Source organism: Paenibacillus sp. UNC451MF (genome assembly GCF_000686845.1).
Classification (GTDB): Bacteria; Bacillota; Bacilli; order Paenibacillales; family NBRC-103111; genus Paenibacillus_S.
The window spans coordinates 1-17136 of sequence record NZ_JMLS01000008.1 but is presented as its reverse complement, the minus strand read 5'-3'; the positions used below and the strand labels follow the sequence as shown (position 1 = coordinate 17136).

The following is a 17136-nucleotide window of genomic DNA, read 5'->3' as shown; positions in this document are numbered from 1 at the left end:
AAGATAAGTCCTGAAGCGGGACCGTCCTTCCGAACGTCAGCAAGCCGTTTAACAGTATCATGCCTGATCAATTACCTAGAGTCAAGGTAACTCCTAACGAGCATGAATCTGAACCTTTTACTTTTTAACGGATGCAATATCTTTCGTAGCACCCTCCTGCGCTTCACGCAAAGCGCTTATTGAGTCTTTCTCTCCTGCTACAATAGCATTGAAAGCCGTGGTCATCCGTTTGGCAACGATATCGTCATATTTGGTCACGAAGGACGGCTTTGCTCTTTCTTTTGCGAAGAAGGCACTGACATTTTTCCCTTTAAAGTTTCTTCCGTTAGACCCATCTGCGGACTGGCCGAAAGCCTTGATAACCTCAGGAGTCGTAACAACCGGCAGAGTACCGGCCTTAGAAATTTTCATTTGGTACTCATCGGACGTCAGCGCCGTCAAAATTTCAAACGCGAGGTCTTTATTTTTACTAGTGCTGGAAATATTCATATATGTAGCGTAATCCTGCGGTCCGATACCCGGCGCTTCTTTGAAAGTAGGCATGCTCACCATATCCCAGCTATCGAAATCCCAGCGTCCAATCTGATAAGCCATCATCGCGACGTTCTTATCTTTGCCGAACATATCCGTATTCGCTTTGTCATTACCTGGAATTTGACTGAACCGCGTAAAGTTTTCCATAAACAGCTTAAACTTATCATCCGTAACCTGAACGTTTTGCGTTGTAGGGTTATAGTATGAAAGCGATAACTGATTGGTGTTATACATAAATGGATAGCGGGTCGCAAAGCCGTAATAAGTCGTCCCGGCATCGGTTCGCGTCATCTTTTTGGCTAATTCATAGGTTTCGTCCCAGGTCATCCCGTCCTTTGGATAAGGAACCCCGAATTTATCAAAGATGTCTTTATTGTAGAAAAGGGCTGTGGGAGCACTCGCTACAGGGAAGCCGTAGATTCCCCCGCCGAACTGCTTTTGAAACTCAACCGTATTAGGCCCTAGACGATTAAGATCATAACGATTTTTCTTTATTAACTCACTCATGTCGAACAACAGCTGGGTGTCAGCAAGAGACGGAAACGAAAACACCGAGCATAGAACCAAATCCACCGCTTGCCCGGAAACGATTAGCTCGTTAGGCGTCGTACCTTTGCCCGTAGCAATGAACTTGATGGTCACCTGCGGAAATTTGGCCTTAATTTCTTTGCCGATATCGCTATCCATAAAAGCTTCCGCGGTAGCCGTGGAATTCGAAGCATTATAGACGACCAGCTCAACTGGCTTCTTGCTGTCCTTCACCGTCGGAGTTTCTTTAGGAGTCGTTGCTGTACTGTCTGCCCCAGAGTTGCAAGCGGTTACAAAAGTAGCTAAGAGCGCTGCGGCAAGTGATGCTGTTCCCATTTTTTGAAAGCGTTTTCTTTTCATTGTGTAATCCCCCTAATTTTTATCGACTATGTATAGCTGAGGGATTTGCTGAAGGACTGTCATCAGCCCTCCAGCAATAGTCCTAGCTTATAATCAAAATTTTCTCTAACCCAATCGATTTTACTACTCCAAGCTAAAAGGATCTCGCAGCTGCTCCAGCCAAGCTTTCAATTCCTGCTCTAACTCAACCTCAGGTCCTTCCAGCGGGGCGCTTTCCAACTTAACTGGATTCATTTGATACGGGTCATTCTCGTTGTCATAGCACATTCTTACGACCGTTTCATCTCCAAAATTACGTTTGGCTACGTAGGTGTATCGATTCGTGCGAACTCCACGCCAGCCATAAGCGTTAATGTCCAGACCCTGCGCACGCGCTTGTTCGTGCTCTCCAATAGCTCCAGGATAATGACAGATGAAGGTGGATGAAGGACGATCCCCACCCTCTCCGCGAAGAAGAGACGAAAGGTTGCTTCCTTGAACCTGTGCCGGGGCCGGGATGTCCATTAAGCCTAGCAGCGTAGGAACAAGGTCTGAGCTGTTGAACAGACATTCTTCGGTGCCTGTGGCAACATGGCCTGGATATCGTATGAAGCAAGGAACGCCGATGGATTCTTCATACCAAATGTTTTTATGCTCCAGCCAGCCATGGGAGCCCATCATCTCACCGTGATCCGAAGTAAGCACGACAATCGTATCGTCGGACAGCCCCTCATCCTCCAGAGCTTGAAGCAAGCGAGCGAACTGATCATCCGTTGCCGACACCGCAGCGTAATAGTTACGAAGATGCTGTTCTGCCTGCGCGAGCCCTTTTCCCTGGACATTCGGACGGTAGCTAACAGGCTTATCGGCATACATCTGTTTGTATGTATCCGGAACCTGCTCGAAAGGCTGGTGAGGTGGATTCCAAGACACATATAAGCAAAACGGCTGCTCTTGGTTCCGGTTGCGGATGAACTCGATAGCAACGTCCGTCTCATGCTTGGTCGACCATTCGTTAGGCTCGATCATTTGTGGCGTATCCCGCCAATAATGCGGTCTTAAGTGCTGATCGTAGGCATTATACGAATACCAGAAATCGAATCCGAATCTTCTTGGACCAGAAGGTATGTAGGCATCCCAGTGTCTAGCGCCTGACTCTGGCTCCTCCACCGCTGACTGCTCCGGCAAATCAAGATGCCATTTTCCGATGTAGCCGGTTTGATACCCTTCCTTCTTCAAAATGTTACCTATCGTTAGCTCATCATCGTTCATTTTCACAGGAAGTCCCAGCTTGCAATTCGTAGTAACACCCGTCGATAGCGGGTATCTTCCCGTCAGCATAACCGAGCGGTTAGGTGAGCACAGCGGAAAGCAGCTGATCGCATTATTCATAATCAGACTCTCCTGTGCAAAGCGGTCGATATGCGGAGTGATCACTTCATCTTCTTTTCGGTAACCGACGGCCTGTCTTCGCCATTGATCTGGGAAAACAAACAGCAGGTTTGGTTTCTTACGACTCATTTTATCTTCTCCCAGCGGCTTCATGATGGTTTTACTTTGATACATACTGCTGAATATTTTGATTAATCTGCTCTCTCTTGGCTAACAGCCATTCCGCAGACCGGGGATACTCATTAAATGTTAGCGGCTGCTCCAACCCCTCTTCCAGCAGAGCAACAACTTGCTCTTTGCCTAAGAAGGTTTCCAACAGCTGAAGAGCGCGTAAATCCTGCAATGCTTCATAAAAAACTTCCATTCGGATTGATTCGATAGGTCCGTCTGGGCCTGGGTACACAAGAAAGGCATCCCCCGAAGGGAACGAATGATTGGCGTCCGTATTCAGGAATGGGTTGATCGGTTTCTTGGAATATTGGGAGAACCAGAAATTATAGCCCCAATGCAAGAACCCTTCCGCCCCAAATTTATACAGCTGCATGCCAATAATCCTGTTTCTGGCTGACGGCATATTGAAAAAACGATTGGAAACGAGCTTTCTTTGCGAGACGCAATAATAGGTCCACAAAGGCTTAACCCCGTTCTCGATGAACGGTTCGATATGATTGTTCGCCGGGATCGGTCTCTCTACAACGCCCTTCTCATAAAAGGCATAATCTGATAAGGCATCGATAATTGGATAATCACCCAAATGCTGTTTCGTAAATTCACTGATTCGCTTGTACTGCTCCATGTCTTCCATTCTTGGTTCATCGGAATTATGGAAATAGCTTCTTTCTTCTAATTCGTTCGTTTGAATAAAGCTAACAAGCTTTTGCAAAAACTGCGTTAGGAAGCTGCGATATTCATCACTATTGGCATCCGTTTCCCAACCGAAAATCTTCGTGTACTCCCCATTTTCTACAGCCATGATTTTGGGCGCATGCTTGGCACCCCACTGAGTGAATAAATGCGAGAACTCGAAGTAACGGATTCCCCGCTCCGTACAAAGATCAACCCAACGTTTCAGCTTATCGAAAGCGAACTCGTACGTATCCCCCGATTTCTGCACATCGACGAGTTGAACTGTAGGCCTCTCAGCACCGACAGCCGTATCTAGCGGTGGAGTGAAGATTGGAGTCAAAATCATGTTGATACCATGCCGAACCGCCGTATGGACATACTTATCGATCAGCTCCCAATGGCGCTCCGAGAATACTTCTACCCCATAATGTACAGCCAGGCAATCCGTATGGAACCATTCGGTGTGGATGAGCTTTTGCTCAGGTAGCTCAGCCGCAATAACTTCAAGCTTCAGTTTCTCGGAGTTGAGCTCTACGCCCTGCGCATTTTCGAAAGCAACCTCGATGTCGTACTCCCCAGGCTTCACCGTTCTGTCTAATGCAACCGTGAACCACAAGGCTCTCCATTGTTCGGGAAATAAAGTAAGCCCCTCTTGCTCATCCACCGTATACAGCGGGTCCGGGTAAAGTCCCGGCGTGGTGCGAAGTACATGCAAATCGGCATCATGCATCCAGGGTAGCTCAGAAGGTACAAGCCCGACCGTTCTTACAGTTGTAACTCCAGCAAGCTCTCCGCGTACTTTTACTTGAACGGACTTGAGAAGCATGGGTGAGTGAAGGGCCACTTGAAAGGAGAACGTCTCGTTCATGAATGCGCTTGCTTTTTTCAGCAGGGGCTCTGTTAGAGCTTCATCTGCAAACACCTTGGATAATGAACTTAACACTTGGGTGTTCAATACGATTGTCAATGGACTTACCTCCCATAGTACCCGGCGAGCGCCGACCTTCCCTAATAACGTCCAGTCGGCTTACTGCCAGATTAATAAATTTGAATTCCACTTGTATATAAGTCATTTTTTACGGCATATGCCAAATTTGCACATAGGCCCCAGAAGCCTTCTACGCGTGGGAAACCCTCGGCATAGGCATCGGTTCTTTGCCCAGCTCCGCCCAAATATATTTCATTAAGAGCTCCAGCTTAAGCTCCTTGTACCTTTCTTCATGCCACAGATTTCTGAGTTCTCCCGGGTCCTCTTCCAGATCAAATAATTCGCCATAGGTCTGGTTATAGTACACGGTTATTTTATACCTAGAATCTACATACGTTTTCTGGTGAATCGTGTTCGGTTCATGATGAAATTCACAAATGATATGATCTCTTGCTTTACTTTGCGGATCTTTCCAAACCTGAGTCTGATTCACCCCGGTCATAGTCGGAGGCACTGTCACACCTGCATAGGAAAGAAATGTTGGAGCCAAATCCACCAAGGACTGCATTGAGTCGGACACCTTGCCTGCGGGAACCTCGCCCGGATACCTGACGATGAACGGAACCCGGATCAAATCCTCGTAATGAAATCCCCCCTTGGCTTGCAGCCCGTGATGGCCGAAGAAATGACCGTGATCGGTCGTAAAAATGACGATGGTGTCTTCTTTCAGCCCGAGCTCCTCCAATTTGTCCAGGATAGAGCCTATATACTTATCCATAAAGCTGATCATTCCATAATAGACAGCCACCGATTTCTTATGCTCTTCTTCTGTGAGTTTGACGTGGGAATGATACCCGTGAATGCCAAAGCCCGTTTCCTTATAGTCTGAAAAGTCCGGCTCGGGCTCTTGCGTCTTACCGAAATGAGGCGGATTGCTATCATGCTCGCCAGGTATCAAGCTAGGAATCGTAAGCTTCTTCGGTTCATACATGCTCGCCCATGGTTCAGGAACCAAGTACGGAGGATGAGGGTCCGGAAAGCTGGCCCACAAAAAGAATGCATCGTCTGCTTGCTGATACTGCTCCAGAAGATCGTTCGTTCTTTCTGCAATCCAAGTATTATAATGGTATTTCTCTGGAATCGGCCAGCTAAACTGTTCATTCGCATCCATCGTCCCGATAGGTGGGGTGAAATAATCACGCCAATTCTTGCAGCCCTTTTCCTCCATCCATAAGGCGTAATGCTGTCCCACCAGCCATTCGTTCGTATGGTTTCTAAGCATTTCGGCTCGTTCAAAGCCATAATATGGACCAGTGAATGATTTCCAGAATTCAAAATCATGCAGCTTCTCCCTGCCTTCCAGAGAGGAGTACTGCTCGGTCGAGCCGATGGGCTGAAAGTGCGCTTTACCAATCAATGCCGTCTTATAGCCAGCGCCGCTGCTTAGCAATTCACCTACGGTTTCCCTGTCTTCCAACAGCTTGGTGCCCAAAGTCCATGCCCCATGCTGACTAGGATACATCCCGGTGACAATAGATGCTCTTGTTGGAGTACACGTCGGGTTAGGGCAGTAGGCTCTGTCAAATGTAGTCCCTTCACGAACAAGCCGGTCCAAATTCGGTGTATGGAGCTCCTTGTTAAAGGCGCCAATCGTATTCCAATGCTGCTGATCACTTGTAATTAAAAGGATGTTCGGTTTTTTATGGTTCATGCTGCCGCTACCTCCGATGCTTGTTGTCTTGTGGCATCTCGCAATACGATCGTTTTTGACAGGGTTCTAGGAAAATGCTTTCTTGCCTTTGCTAGCAGTACCCGCCAGCGTTAGCTGTCCTCCCCCTGTTACAGGTTCGCGAACGCCATCCAACTCTGGGTTTACATAGCGTACGAACCATTCGTCAAGCTCTGCCTTCAGATGAACCGCATGTTCGTGATCCTCTCCGGCAAGCATCAGATTATTACGTTCGTCAGGGTCATTCCTTAGGTCATACAGCTCGTGAGGTCCATACGGATAACGATGAATGTATTTCCATTCGTTGCTTCGGATCATGCGTACTGGACCGTATTCATCGAATACGAATATATGCTCGCGTTCCTCTACTGGCTTACCTAGGAGCAGGGGAGCAAAGCTTTGTCCGGGCAGTTTGATATGATCCGAAGCCGCAGTTGAATTACTCACCTCAAGATATTCCAATAAGGTCGGCATAAAATCATATCCGCTCAGCATGGAAGAGCAGACCTCACCTTGTGGAACTGTTCCTGGTTGGCTGAAAAGAGCTGGAACTTTCACGGAGGTGTCATACATATTTTGTGGAAATGTGCCATTTCCTTTGCCCCAAAAACCGTGATGACCACAGTTAAATCCGTTATCACCCATAAATACGATTAACGTATTTTCCCTCAAGCCCTTTGCTTCTAACTTATCGATCAAGCGTCCGATCTGAATATCCATCGCAGTGACAGCGGCGAAATACCCTTTCAAATTAGCCTTCCAATCGTTGCCCCACGGTGCGTCAGGTATCGTCCATGGATGCTCGGGTTCTTGAGGACAAGATTCGAACTTGCAATCATCATAGAGCGCCACAATCTCCTCCGGGTGGTTATTAATCCACGGACTATGCGGTGCCGTATAGTGAACACTCAAATAAAATGGTTGTTCTCCTGTCTGCCCATCCAAGAACTGCAAGGCATCTTCTGTAATGACATCCGTTACATACCCGGGTTCTTTACCAGGCTTACCATCTCGAATCATAGGCGCATCGTAGTAAGGGCTCCCACCGGATTGATGAACAAACCAGTGGGAAAAACCGTGCTGCGGTGTCATGCTATCGCCTAAGTGCCACTTACCGCTTATCCCGCAATAGTAGCCTGCTTCAGCTAAAATATCCGTGTATGCTGTCTGACCTTCAAGATAGGCTAGTGCCTTCTCCCCCATGCTGCCTTCTTTAATCCAGTCGTGCACACCATGCTGTGACGGAATGCGTCCCGTTAGCAAGGTCGCTCTTGCCGGAGAGCAAACAGGTGATGTGCAGAAAAAATTGTCAAAGCGGATGCCCGCAGCCGCGAGCCGATCCAGGTTCGGCGTACGGATCTCGTCGTTGCCCGCGCACCCCATAGCCCAAGCTCCTTGGTCATCTGATAGAATAAATAAGACATTCGTGCGAGTCATTGGCAGAAAATCCTCTCATGTACGTTATGGTTTCAGTCCTAGCATCAATATATCGTCATCCCGGGTATGGGACAATTGCATAATGTCCTAAAGACTTTGCATTTTGTCAGGTAGTGAGTATACTGAAAAGAAACAGCAAAAGTAGGGATAAGAATGCAGGAATTCGCTCAGGAATATGCGGACACGATGTACTTTACTCCAGACGAGACAGATAAGTCCTTGGGGCTATGGTTAGTTCGGTCTGGACGCAATAAAGCGAAGCCGAACTATAACGCAGGTCCGCGTGCCATAGGGCATTACAGCATGCATTTTGTCAGGTCGGGGACTGTGCGTTTTCAATATGAGGATACGACGGTGCTGCTGAACAAAGGGGATATGTTTTGCTTATTTCCCGACCTTTCCTACAAATACCGTCCGGCCGATCTGGATGTCGTTCTCGAAATGACCTGGATCGGTATCCACGGAGAACAAGCTCCGATATTGCTTTCCTTAGTGGGAATCCTGCCCAGCAAGCCCTATGTAAAAGGGGTTATTTCTACAGAGGTCGAATTGACGCTGCAGCATTTCTGGTCTGTGGGTGCTCTTCAACCGGGGCGCACGCGTTTCTTGTTCCTTAGTCTGCTGTATCAATTATTCGATCTTATGCAACGTCAAACGGACACGACAGCGGAACCACAAAGAGACAGCCAGAAAGAATGGATTCAAAAAAGCCTTGATTATATGAACACGCATTATTGCGAGCCCATTGACGTTCATCATATCGCTGAACATGTCGGAATTCATCGATCCTATTTCTCCAAAGTGTTTACCGAGCATCTAGGTTTGACACCTATTAAATATTTAATAAAGCTTCGCATGAATAAAGCAATGCAGCTGCTAAAAGAAACATCGCTCACTGTCGCAGAGATTGCGTTCACACTGCATTATTCTGATGCGGCCTCGTTTTCCCGCTCATTCAGCTTGTACTTCGGCTCTCCGCCAAGCCACTATCGCATTGTGAAAAGGATGTAGTCGACTGGCGTCACTGGTTTAAACAACAAAACGGCAGCGCTCTCTCAAGCGCTGCCGTTTCTCTATGTATTCTGCAACCGGTTATTGTTCGGCTGCTTTCTTTTTCTTGCCGTTGTGCTTTTGAGCAGCAAGCTCCTTATGCTTTGCTTTAATAGCCTGCCCGAGCTCTTTCGCTGTTTTATCCGCCGGATCGACCCCCAGCTTAACGGCTTCATCCTGAAGCTTTTGAAGGAGAGCTTGCTTTTTTTGCTCGTGGATTTGCTTTTGCTTCTCGCGGACTTCGGTCGATAGCTCCTTCGCCGATTTTTGTCCCAGCTCGATCCCCAGCTTGACGGTTTCATCCTGAAGCTTCTTCAGCTTATCCGCTTGCTTTTGCTTGGCAGCCTCTTCCAATTGCTGCCTTACAAGCTCCCGCAGCTCCTTATCCGTCTTGCCTTCCGTGTTGATGCCTAGCTTGTTTGCCGCTTCCAGCACTTTCTGCTTACGTTCTTCTGCAGTAAGCTTTTTCTTGGCATGATCACCCTTCTGGATGCTGTCTGCACTTGGGCTAACAGCTTCAGTACCCGATTGATCTGCTGCACTGGCAATGCCACAGCTTAACAGCAAACTTCCTGCAATACTGATAGCAGCTATTTTTTTCATGAACATTTGTTTTTCCCTCCGCCTGATTTCATATTAGATATTCCAGGTGATAGGGACATTGTAACGATAAATTATGACATATTTATGAAGGCAAGAGTGAAAAAAAGCCGTTAAATAAATTAATTAAAGCTGCCTGCAGCTGAAAGCATGCCTTCCTGCACCAATCGCAGCATCACTTCTTTTCGTTCCGGGGGACAGGCGATAATATATGGCTCTGCATTCATGCCATCAAAAGGTCGGCCGTCAAAGTCCATTACAAGCCCTCCGGCTTCCCGTACTAGCAGGAGTCCGGAATATAGATCATCACCTTCCGAATTGTAAAGAACGATTCCGTCGATTTGACCGCGGGCAAGCATTACCCACTGAAGTGTTGGGGCCCAGAGTCGAAGCATCCGCTTCGTATTCGCTTCAATATGCTTTCTCAAACGAAGAGCATGTACATCCTGCTGCACTGCATGGCCCTGAATCCAGCCGACTGTCAGTCGTTTCGACTCCGGTTTCCACGGCATTCGAAGCTCCTCTTCATTGCAAGTAGCTCCTAATTCGTGTTTTGCAACATAGACCTTGTCCTGCATCGTGTCATAAATAACACCCAAGACAGGTTGATTCTGATAAACCAATGTAATAGATACTCCAAACAAAGGCAGCCCAATAGCAAAATTGTTCGTTCCGTCCAGCGGATCCACCATCCACAGCCAATCCCCTTCGTTCCCGGACACTCCCGACTCTTCGCTGCGAATTTGATGATCAGGAAAAATCGTTCTGATGCTATGTATAATGATTTGCTCGGCCAACAAATCCGCTTCCGTCAGCAAATCTCCGCTCTCATCCTTCTCTTCGACCTTGAAGCCTTGTTGAAACAGGTTTCTCGCAACGGCTCCCGCCGCTTTGGCGGCCTGTACCGCAATCTCCTCGGCGAGCGTTAATATAGGATCCATCAGCAACATCCTCCCTAGATTTATAGTGATTGCTGCTTACATTCGTCCCCATCCCAATGTGGTGTCCGTGTGATCGGATAACTCTTCCCATGAAATTCGTGCGCCCAAGGAGCTGAACAGTCCGATAGCATCCTCATAGCCCCGCTCAATATGCTCGATACCGGTAATCTTCGTGCTGCCTTCAGCAGCAAGTCCAGCTAGAATGAGGCAGGTTCCTGCACGTACATCTGTCGCATGCACCCAGTCGCCTTTCAAAGGAACTCCGCCCTTGATATAGGCGCTTTCCTTACGGATCGTCACATCGGCACCCATTCTTTTCAGCTGCATAATGTGGTTAAATCTTTGGGTGAAGATTTTTTCCGTCACAATGCTCTTTCCTGAAGCTTGCGTAAGCAGCGCAGTCAAAGGCTGCTGAAGATCGGTAGCAAAAGCAGGATACATGCCGGTTCTCACGCGTGTAGCGTGCAGCCTTCCATAAGAATGGGCCGTTACGCTCTGGTCCCCGATTTCGATCTCCAATCCGATTTCCTTAAGCTTCGAGATACATGATCCCATATGCTCTGGGATAACATTGTTCACTGTAACGCTGCCGCCTTGCATCCCCGCAGCCATCAGGAAAGATCCTGCGATCAACCGGTCTGGAATGACCGAATACTTTCCTCCGCCAAGATAAGGTACTCCCTCTATACGAATTTGCTCGGTCCCGGCTCCAACAATTTTGGCTCCAAGCTGGTTCAGGAAATTGGCGGTGTCCACTACTTCCGGGTCCAAAGCCGCATTGAACAAACGTGTGCGCCCCTTAGCCCGAACAGCAGCCAGCATACAGTTGATGGTAGCCCCAGACGTAATCATATCGAAGTAAATATCCGCTCCATGAAGCTCCTTAGCTTCTACAACGTAATAATCGTTATAAGTCGTTATTTGAGCGCCTAACGCCCGTAATCCTTTGAGATGCTGGTCTATCGGACGGGATACAAAGTTATCCCCACCTGGAAAACCGACAGTCACTTTGCCGAATTTGGCCAGAAGCGCACCAACAAAGTAATACGAAGCCCGATAGGCGGAAGACTTGCCTGGATCAATGGAAGCACTGTGGATATACCGAGGATCGATATGCATCTCCCCTGAAGCTTGACGTTCTATTTTAAGTCCGATATCTTTGCCGATTTGACGGATCGTTTTAAAATCGTTGTTATTGGGTATCCCCTCGAGTACGACTGCGGCATCCGCCAGACAGGTTGCGGCGAGCAGCGCTTGAGAGCTGTTCTTGGAGCCTTGAATCGTTACCGATCCATGAAGCGGCCCGGACGTTTGTACTTGAATATATCTCACAGTCGTTCCTTCTTTCCTCATACGATACTTTTGGATTCCCAGTTCATTCTTCTAAAGGGTGAATCAGTCTTTCTCTAAAACATATCCGCTTCCGCGGACAGCGCTGATCGTAAATGTATCTTTTCCGTACTTTTTACGGATCCGATAGATTAAAGCATTCAGTTCATCCATACTAACATCTGGAACGCCATCGGCACCCGACGTTCTTTCTGGCCATACCGTTTTCTTAATCTCATCGAACGGCACGAGCTGGTTAGCTTGATCATAAAGCAGTTTGATAAGGCCATATTCCTTCTCCGACATCACAATGCGCTGTCCTTCTACCGTGCATTCCCGCTTCTCCCAGTTAATCGAAAAGCCAAGCTCTTGGAAATTAAACTGCTGCGTATAGCTGATAGGCTCGAACTCCAGCGTCTGATCGGCGAATAAATACGAGAAATGGATGACAACCATTCCTTTGGCGAGCTTAATAATATCGAAAGCTTGTAAAGGGTGTGGAGTATGAGGTTCGATACGTGTCCCGTTTAGCTCCGTCCCGTGCATGCTGCCCATGTCATATAGAACTGCTTTTTCCCCTTCTTTTCGAATCATCAAATGTTTCCGTGAGATGAATGCATTGGAAAATGCAAGGTCCGGTACCTCGTCATTGGACGATCGTCCAACAATCCATTCATCCGTACTTAAATTAATACAGGTCCCCGCTCGATGAGGTTCCCCCCGGATTATATATAGACAAGCGTAAGTGTCCAGCTGGATTCCCTCCGATTTATGCTGTTAATCTAGTAGTTAATTAAAGTTGCTAAATTCATTTTATTATATTCCCATGATTTTACAATATCTTCATAAAAAAAGTAGCCTAGCTGGCGTATCCATGCGTACTATCTTATTTTACCCTATTTTAGTTTCATATGGTAATGCTCGTTTACTGACAAATCCCTTACGCTTCACTGATGCTAGTTATGTCTGCCAACAAAAACAATAGCCCCCGAATCCCCGCTGAATGCGGAAATCGGAGGCATGATGAGTGAAGATCAGTTGAGCGTCAGAAATTCCTTCCGGTGCTTATATGGAGAACATCTCGAAGCATGAGACCATTAAGCAATAGAGGTCGAGGCTCCGAACGGAGAGCTGTAGCCGCTTATCGCACTCAATATGCGTGTTGCCTCGTCATTACTCATGGAACCATAACGCTCCACCGCGTCGACAATTTTGGGAAACAAATGAATGTCCCCAGCGCTTGCGAATCCGGCAATGCCTTGGAATGACAGTACAAAATGAACACAGGCGTCGATAACGTCCTGACGATCGAACGGTTCATACCAAGTTGCGTAAGTACGTTCCTGCTGCTCTCCCCATGGTCCTTTGGCAATCGCTTTAATCACTCTAACGGCAGTATCCTGCTTACCCGCTTCCTCCATCAGCGCGTCGAATGCCGTACGGTAGTCTGGGAGAGAGTACAAGTAATAATTCAGCGGCAGTAACATTGTATCGAACGGAAACCGCCGCAGTGCTTCCAAGTGGGTAGCAGGAGCTAAGTGTCCATGTCCTGTAATCCCGATGGCTTTCACAATACCTTCAGCTTTCGCTTCTAGAACCGCTTCCAAGGCTCCTCCTTTAGCTGTACACTTATCCAGCTCCTCCAGCGTTCCTACCGCATGAAGCTGCAGAAGATCGATATGATCGGTCTGAAGCCGCTCTAGGGAACGGTAGATTTGAGCCTTCGCCTGTTCCTTCGTTCTCTCTCCGGTTTTGGTCGCCAGAAAAATATCGCTGCGGACCTTCGGCATCCACGGACCCATACGAAGCTCAGCTTCACCGTAGCTCGCCGCCGTATCAAAGTGATTAACCCCGTGCTGCAAAGCGAACGCGATGGATTCGTCTGCTTCCTCCTGCTTCACGCTGCCCAAGCTAGCAGCTCCAAACATAACAACCGAGCTCTGGTGACCTAGACGTCCAACTTGACGTGTTAGCATAACTGAGAGCCTCCTTTTGTAATGGTAGATAAATCTCGTCTTCTGTGTGTTTCCTAAGACCGTTGAGATCCTAACGCATTTCGCATGCTGAGAATATATTTCGAAGTATCAAGAGGATTTATCCCTCTTCTCGCTCTCATTATGTCTACTCCAGGCGGACACTCTCTATACCCGTCAAAGCGGGTCGTGAAAGTCCCTCTACCCCCTGTTAATGTACTCAGCTTCACAGGAAACTCGAGAGAAGTCGCCGCGGGTATCGTTCCTTCTACCGTAAACCGCTCGCCCGCAATAACCGGGTAGTCGAATACCGCGCGCATCAGAATCAGTTCATGCATAATTTTACCATTAGCTTCTTCTGGAGCAGTGATTCGAAAATGCAAGTAGGGTTCCAAAAGCGTAGTCTCCGTATTCACCAATCCGTCCATGATCCCCATCGGTGTTGCCAATACGAAATCCAGAGGATGCGTATGCCATACGTGGTGTTCCCCCTCAACAAGCGTCACCTTTAAATCTGTGACCTCCCATCCGCGGAGTCCCTGCTGAAGCGCCTCGGGAACCCTACGGGCCACTTCATTCTGGTAGCCCGGCAGCAGCTTTTCCGGTTTGACGATTGAGTGGTAAGTCAGACCGCTTCCTCTTGGGCCGGGCTCTATGTGAAACTTCAGTATGGCCCAACATGGCTTGGGCATCGTATAAGCGACAAAACCGAACCCGGAGCGGGAAGGCGTTTCCTTGTAAATGATGGTCGGCTGCCCGAACTCAGCCTGCAGACCAAAACGGGATTGCAGCACATGGGTCAAAACTTCCAGCTGAATAGGACCCATGATCTTCATATGCAGCTCCCGCTCTTCCTGATGCCATTGTAAATCTAGCAGCGGGTCCTCATCGGAAAGCTCCTGCAGTGCGGCAACGAGCTGAGGGTAATCCGCCGTTTGAACTGGACTCACCTGTACAGTCAGTAAAGGCAGCGTCAGCCTGTGGGCCGGAGGAACGGCATCAGCGCTGCCGATGACATCCCCGATTCGCACACGACCTAATCCGCATACTCCCGCAATGTCTCCCGCTTCGAGCACCCCTACGTCCTCGTGGTGGCCTGCATGTACTTTGCGGATTTGCGTAACTTTCTCATCCAGCTCCAATGTGGTGTTGTGGATGACGTCACGATTCTGAATACGCCCACCATAAAGGCGCACCATAGCGATTTTTCCCATGACCTTGTCGCGTTCCAGCCTGAACACAACTCCGGATAAAGGGTCCTCCGATTTCCCCAAGGGGGCAGGCATATACTCAACTATCGCATTCATCAGCTCTTGTATGCCTATTCCTTTGCTCGCCGCGCCGAATAATACGGGATAAGCATCCGCTTGACGGGTAAGCTCAAACAATCGCTCAACCAATACCGAATCCGGCACTGTATTACCGCTAATATAGGCATCAAGCAGCGACTCATCATGCTCTGCTAATCGCTCAAGTACTCCATCGTAAAGCTCCTGTAGATCGGCAGTTCTGTGAACCGTGCCACTCTCCTGCCGCTCCCACAGTCCCTTCACTCCGAGAAAAGCTTCCTCCATTCCGTTATACTGCTGAATGGGGATTACATCCGGTGACAAATATTTCTTCAATTCATCTAGGACGCGCTGCGCATCCGCACCGACACGATCCATTTTATTAATCAGAATCATCGTCGGTATTCGCAATGTCCGAAGTGCATTCCACAACGTTTCCGTATGCGCCTGAACGCCCTCTACAGCAGAAACAATCAGGATAGCTCCATCTAGTACCCTAAGCGAACGCTCAACCTCTGAGGAAAAATCGACGTGGCCTGGCGTATCAATTAAATTGATCGTGCAATCCTTCCACTGGAATACCGTTGTTGCCGCACGCACCGAAATGCCCCGCTCCCGTTCAACGTCCATCCAATCGGTCACTGCCGTTCCGGCATCAACCCGGCCCAAGCTGCGAATTCGGCCGCTTTCGTAGAGCATATGCTCGGTGGTCGTCGTTTTACCGGCGTCGACGTGAGCGACGATGCCGACATTCCTAATACAAGCTGTTTTATGTATGTTCATGTTGTCGCTTTACGAGCGTTCACCTCATCTTTCTTCACTTCGGTCGGTAGCTGGAGGTGGGGTCATCGATAATGCAGAGATTTCCTCGCGCCATTCAGGCGTCATAGCGATGTCGAGTGCTGCAAGCGATGGCTCCAGCTGTTCGATATTACGCGCTCCGATAATGGGAGCAGTAATGGCAGGATGACTCATAACCCATGCGACAGCCAATGAAGCAGGATGCACGTCACGCTCCATAGCGTAGTCTGTAAACTTCTCGGCAATATCATAATATACGGATTCACTGTAGCGCTCGGTGTAATTTCTTTGATCGACCAGCCGGCCTTGTGCAGGCTTACGGTCTTTTCCATACTTTCCTGTGAGCAATCCGCCTCCGAGTGGGCTGTAGGAAATAACGCCAATTTGCTCTGAAGCCGCCATTGGCAAAATTTCAACCTCCGCCTGACGCTTCGCCAAGTTGTACATGGGCTGTATGCATTCGAACCTAGCCAAACCCTCTTTGGACGAAATCCCCTGTGCTTTAGCGATTTGCCAGGCTGCCCAATTGCTGACCGCAGGGTGCACAATTTTCCCCTGCTGTTGGAGGTCGTCCAGAGCACGCAGCGTTTCCTCCATCGGAGTTTTCGAGTCAAAATGATGGACGAAATATAAATCAAGCCTATCGGTTCCAAGCCGTTTCAAGCTTTGCTCCACGGCCAGCATGATGTGTCGGCGCGATAAGCCTTTGGCGTTCACATCTTGTCCCATCGAGAAATTCACCTTGGATGTCAATACGATCTCGTCGCGGCAATCTGCAATGCAGCGCCCTAAGATCTCTTCCGACAAGCCCCGGTTATACACATTAGCTGTATCGAAAAAATTAATGCCGGCTTCTCTGCATCGGCGAAACATAGCTTTGGATTCTTCTTCATCGGCCGGTCCTCCGAACGACATCGTGCCAAAACAAAGACTGGACACTTGAATTCCTGTTTTTCCTAGTGTACGATATTCCATTTTATATAACCTCCTGATTTAAAGGATCATGATTATTGGGATTAATGAACATTCAATTGCGGGGAACCAGGCATCATTTGCATAAATTCAATCCGGTTACCGTCCGGATCCTTCGCCCAACACTGGTAGTTGGTATCTTTTCCTTGCTTGGGTTCTACATCCAGCAGGATACCGTGGCTTTTTAGATGATTGGCAATCTCATGTATATTGTCGACTTCCAGACAAAGATGGTTGAAGCCGATTGGACGATGCACCGGCTCAGGCTTGTTCAAGCCTCCATAAAACAACTCGAGGAACTGACCCTCGCAGACTTGAACTGCACCCCTTATAGTGGACATTGGTAAAACACCCTGGTGTTAATAACCGATGAAAACTGTAGGGGGTGCTTTTCGTTATGGCAAAAAAGGGGCAAAAGCTCACGACGTATAGCTTTGAGATAAGGAAA

General features: G+C 48.3%; 14 protein-coding genes. 1 reads left to right on the top strand and 13 read right to left on the bottom strand.

Going from position 1 to position 17136, the window contains the following annotated elements; all coding sequences use genetic code 11:
• Positions 1-117 precede the first annotated feature (117 nt).
• The 5 genes from BP97_RS0111125 to BP97_RS35950 form a co-directional block, all read right to left on the bottom strand.
• Complete coding sequence (locus tag BP97_RS0111125; protein ID WP_028549162.1) at positions 118-1422, bottom strand: extracellular solute-binding protein; 1305 nt, start codon at positions 1420-1422, stop codon at positions 118-120.
• Between the two features lie 123 nt (positions 1423-1545).
• Positions 1546-2922, bottom strand: a complete 1377-nt coding sequence (locus BP97_RS0111120) for a sulfatase family protein (RefSeq protein ID WP_036745766.1) — start codon at positions 2920-2922, stop codon at positions 1546-1548.
• Positions 2923-2953: 31 nt separating this feature from the next.
• On the bottom strand, positions 2954-4606 hold the full coding sequence (locus BP97_RS0111115) for a DUF4091 domain-containing protein (protein ID WP_028549160.1): 1653 nt from the start codon (positions 4604-4606) through the stop codon (positions 2954-2956).
• A 151-nt stretch (positions 4607-4757) separates the two neighbouring features.
• Complete coding sequence (locus tag BP97_RS0111110; protein ID WP_028549159.1) at positions 4758-6278, bottom strand: sulfatase family protein; 1521 nt, start codon at positions 6276-6278, stop codon at positions 4758-4760.
• 66 nt (positions 6279-6344) lie between these two features.
• Positions 6345-7733 carry a sulfatase family protein gene (locus BP97_RS35950; RefSeq protein WP_036745745.1) on the bottom strand — a complete coding sequence of 463 codons (1389 nt, stop codon included), beginning with the start codon at positions 7731-7733 and terminating at the stop codon, positions 6345-6347.
• A 153-nt stretch (positions 7734-7886) separates the two neighbouring features.
• On the opposite strand from BP97_RS35950, the gene BP97_RS0111100 reads away from it, so the two are divergent.
• Positions 7887-8744: a helix-turn-helix transcriptional regulator gene (locus tag BP97_RS0111100; RefSeq protein WP_028549158.1), complete on the top strand. Its 858-nt coding sequence runs from the start codon at positions 7887-7889 to the stop codon at positions 8742-8744.
• 81 nt (positions 8745-8825) lie between these two features.
• Here the strand turns inward: BP97_RS0111100 and BP97_RS0111095 are convergent, their stop codons facing one another.
• From BP97_RS0111095 to BP97_RS35940, 8 genes are all read right to left on the bottom strand, one after another.
• On the bottom strand, positions 8826-9392 hold the full coding sequence (locus BP97_RS0111095; protein WP_028549157.1) for a hypothetical protein: 567 nt from the start codon (positions 9390-9392) through the stop codon (positions 8826-8828).
• Between the two features lie 113 nt (positions 9393-9505).
• Entirely contained in the window at positions 9506-10324 is an 819-nt protein-coding gene (locus tag BP97_RS0111090) for an inositol monophosphatase family protein (RefSeq protein ID WP_028549156.1), read from the bottom strand.
• A gap of 36 nt (positions 10325-10360) precedes the next feature.
• Entirely contained in the window at positions 10361-11656 is a 1296-nt protein-coding gene (gene murA, locus BP97_RS35945) for a UDP-N-acetylglucosamine 1-carboxyvinyltransferase (RefSeq protein WP_036745744.1), read from the bottom strand.
• 63 nt (positions 11657-11719) lie between these two features.
• Entirely contained in the window at positions 11720-12322 is a 603-nt protein-coding gene (locus tag BP97_RS0111080; RefSeq protein ID WP_269321907.1) for an FHA domain-containing protein, read from the bottom strand.
• Positions 12323-12750: 428 nt separating this feature from the next.
• Entirely contained in the window at positions 12751-13629 is an 879-nt protein-coding gene (locus BP97_RS0111075; RefSeq protein WP_028549154.1) for an aldo/keto reductase, read from the bottom strand.
• A gap of 53 nt (positions 13630-13682) precedes the next feature.
• Positions 13683-15698, bottom strand: a complete 2016-nt coding sequence (locus BP97_RS0111070; protein ID WP_036745743.1) for a GTP-binding protein — start codon at positions 15696-15698, stop codon at positions 13683-13685.
• Positions 15699-15722: 24 nt separating this feature from the next.
• Complete coding sequence (locus BP97_RS0111065; RefSeq protein WP_028549152.1) at positions 15723-16691, bottom strand: aldo/keto reductase; 969 nt, start codon at positions 16689-16691, stop codon at positions 15723-15725.
• Between the two features lie 41 nt (positions 16692-16732).
• On the bottom strand, positions 16733-17029 hold the full coding sequence (locus BP97_RS35940; RefSeq protein WP_081824060.1) for a VOC family protein: 297 nt from the start codon (positions 17027-17029) through the stop codon (positions 16733-16735).
• Between the last annotated feature and the right edge of the window lie 107 nt (positions 17030-17136).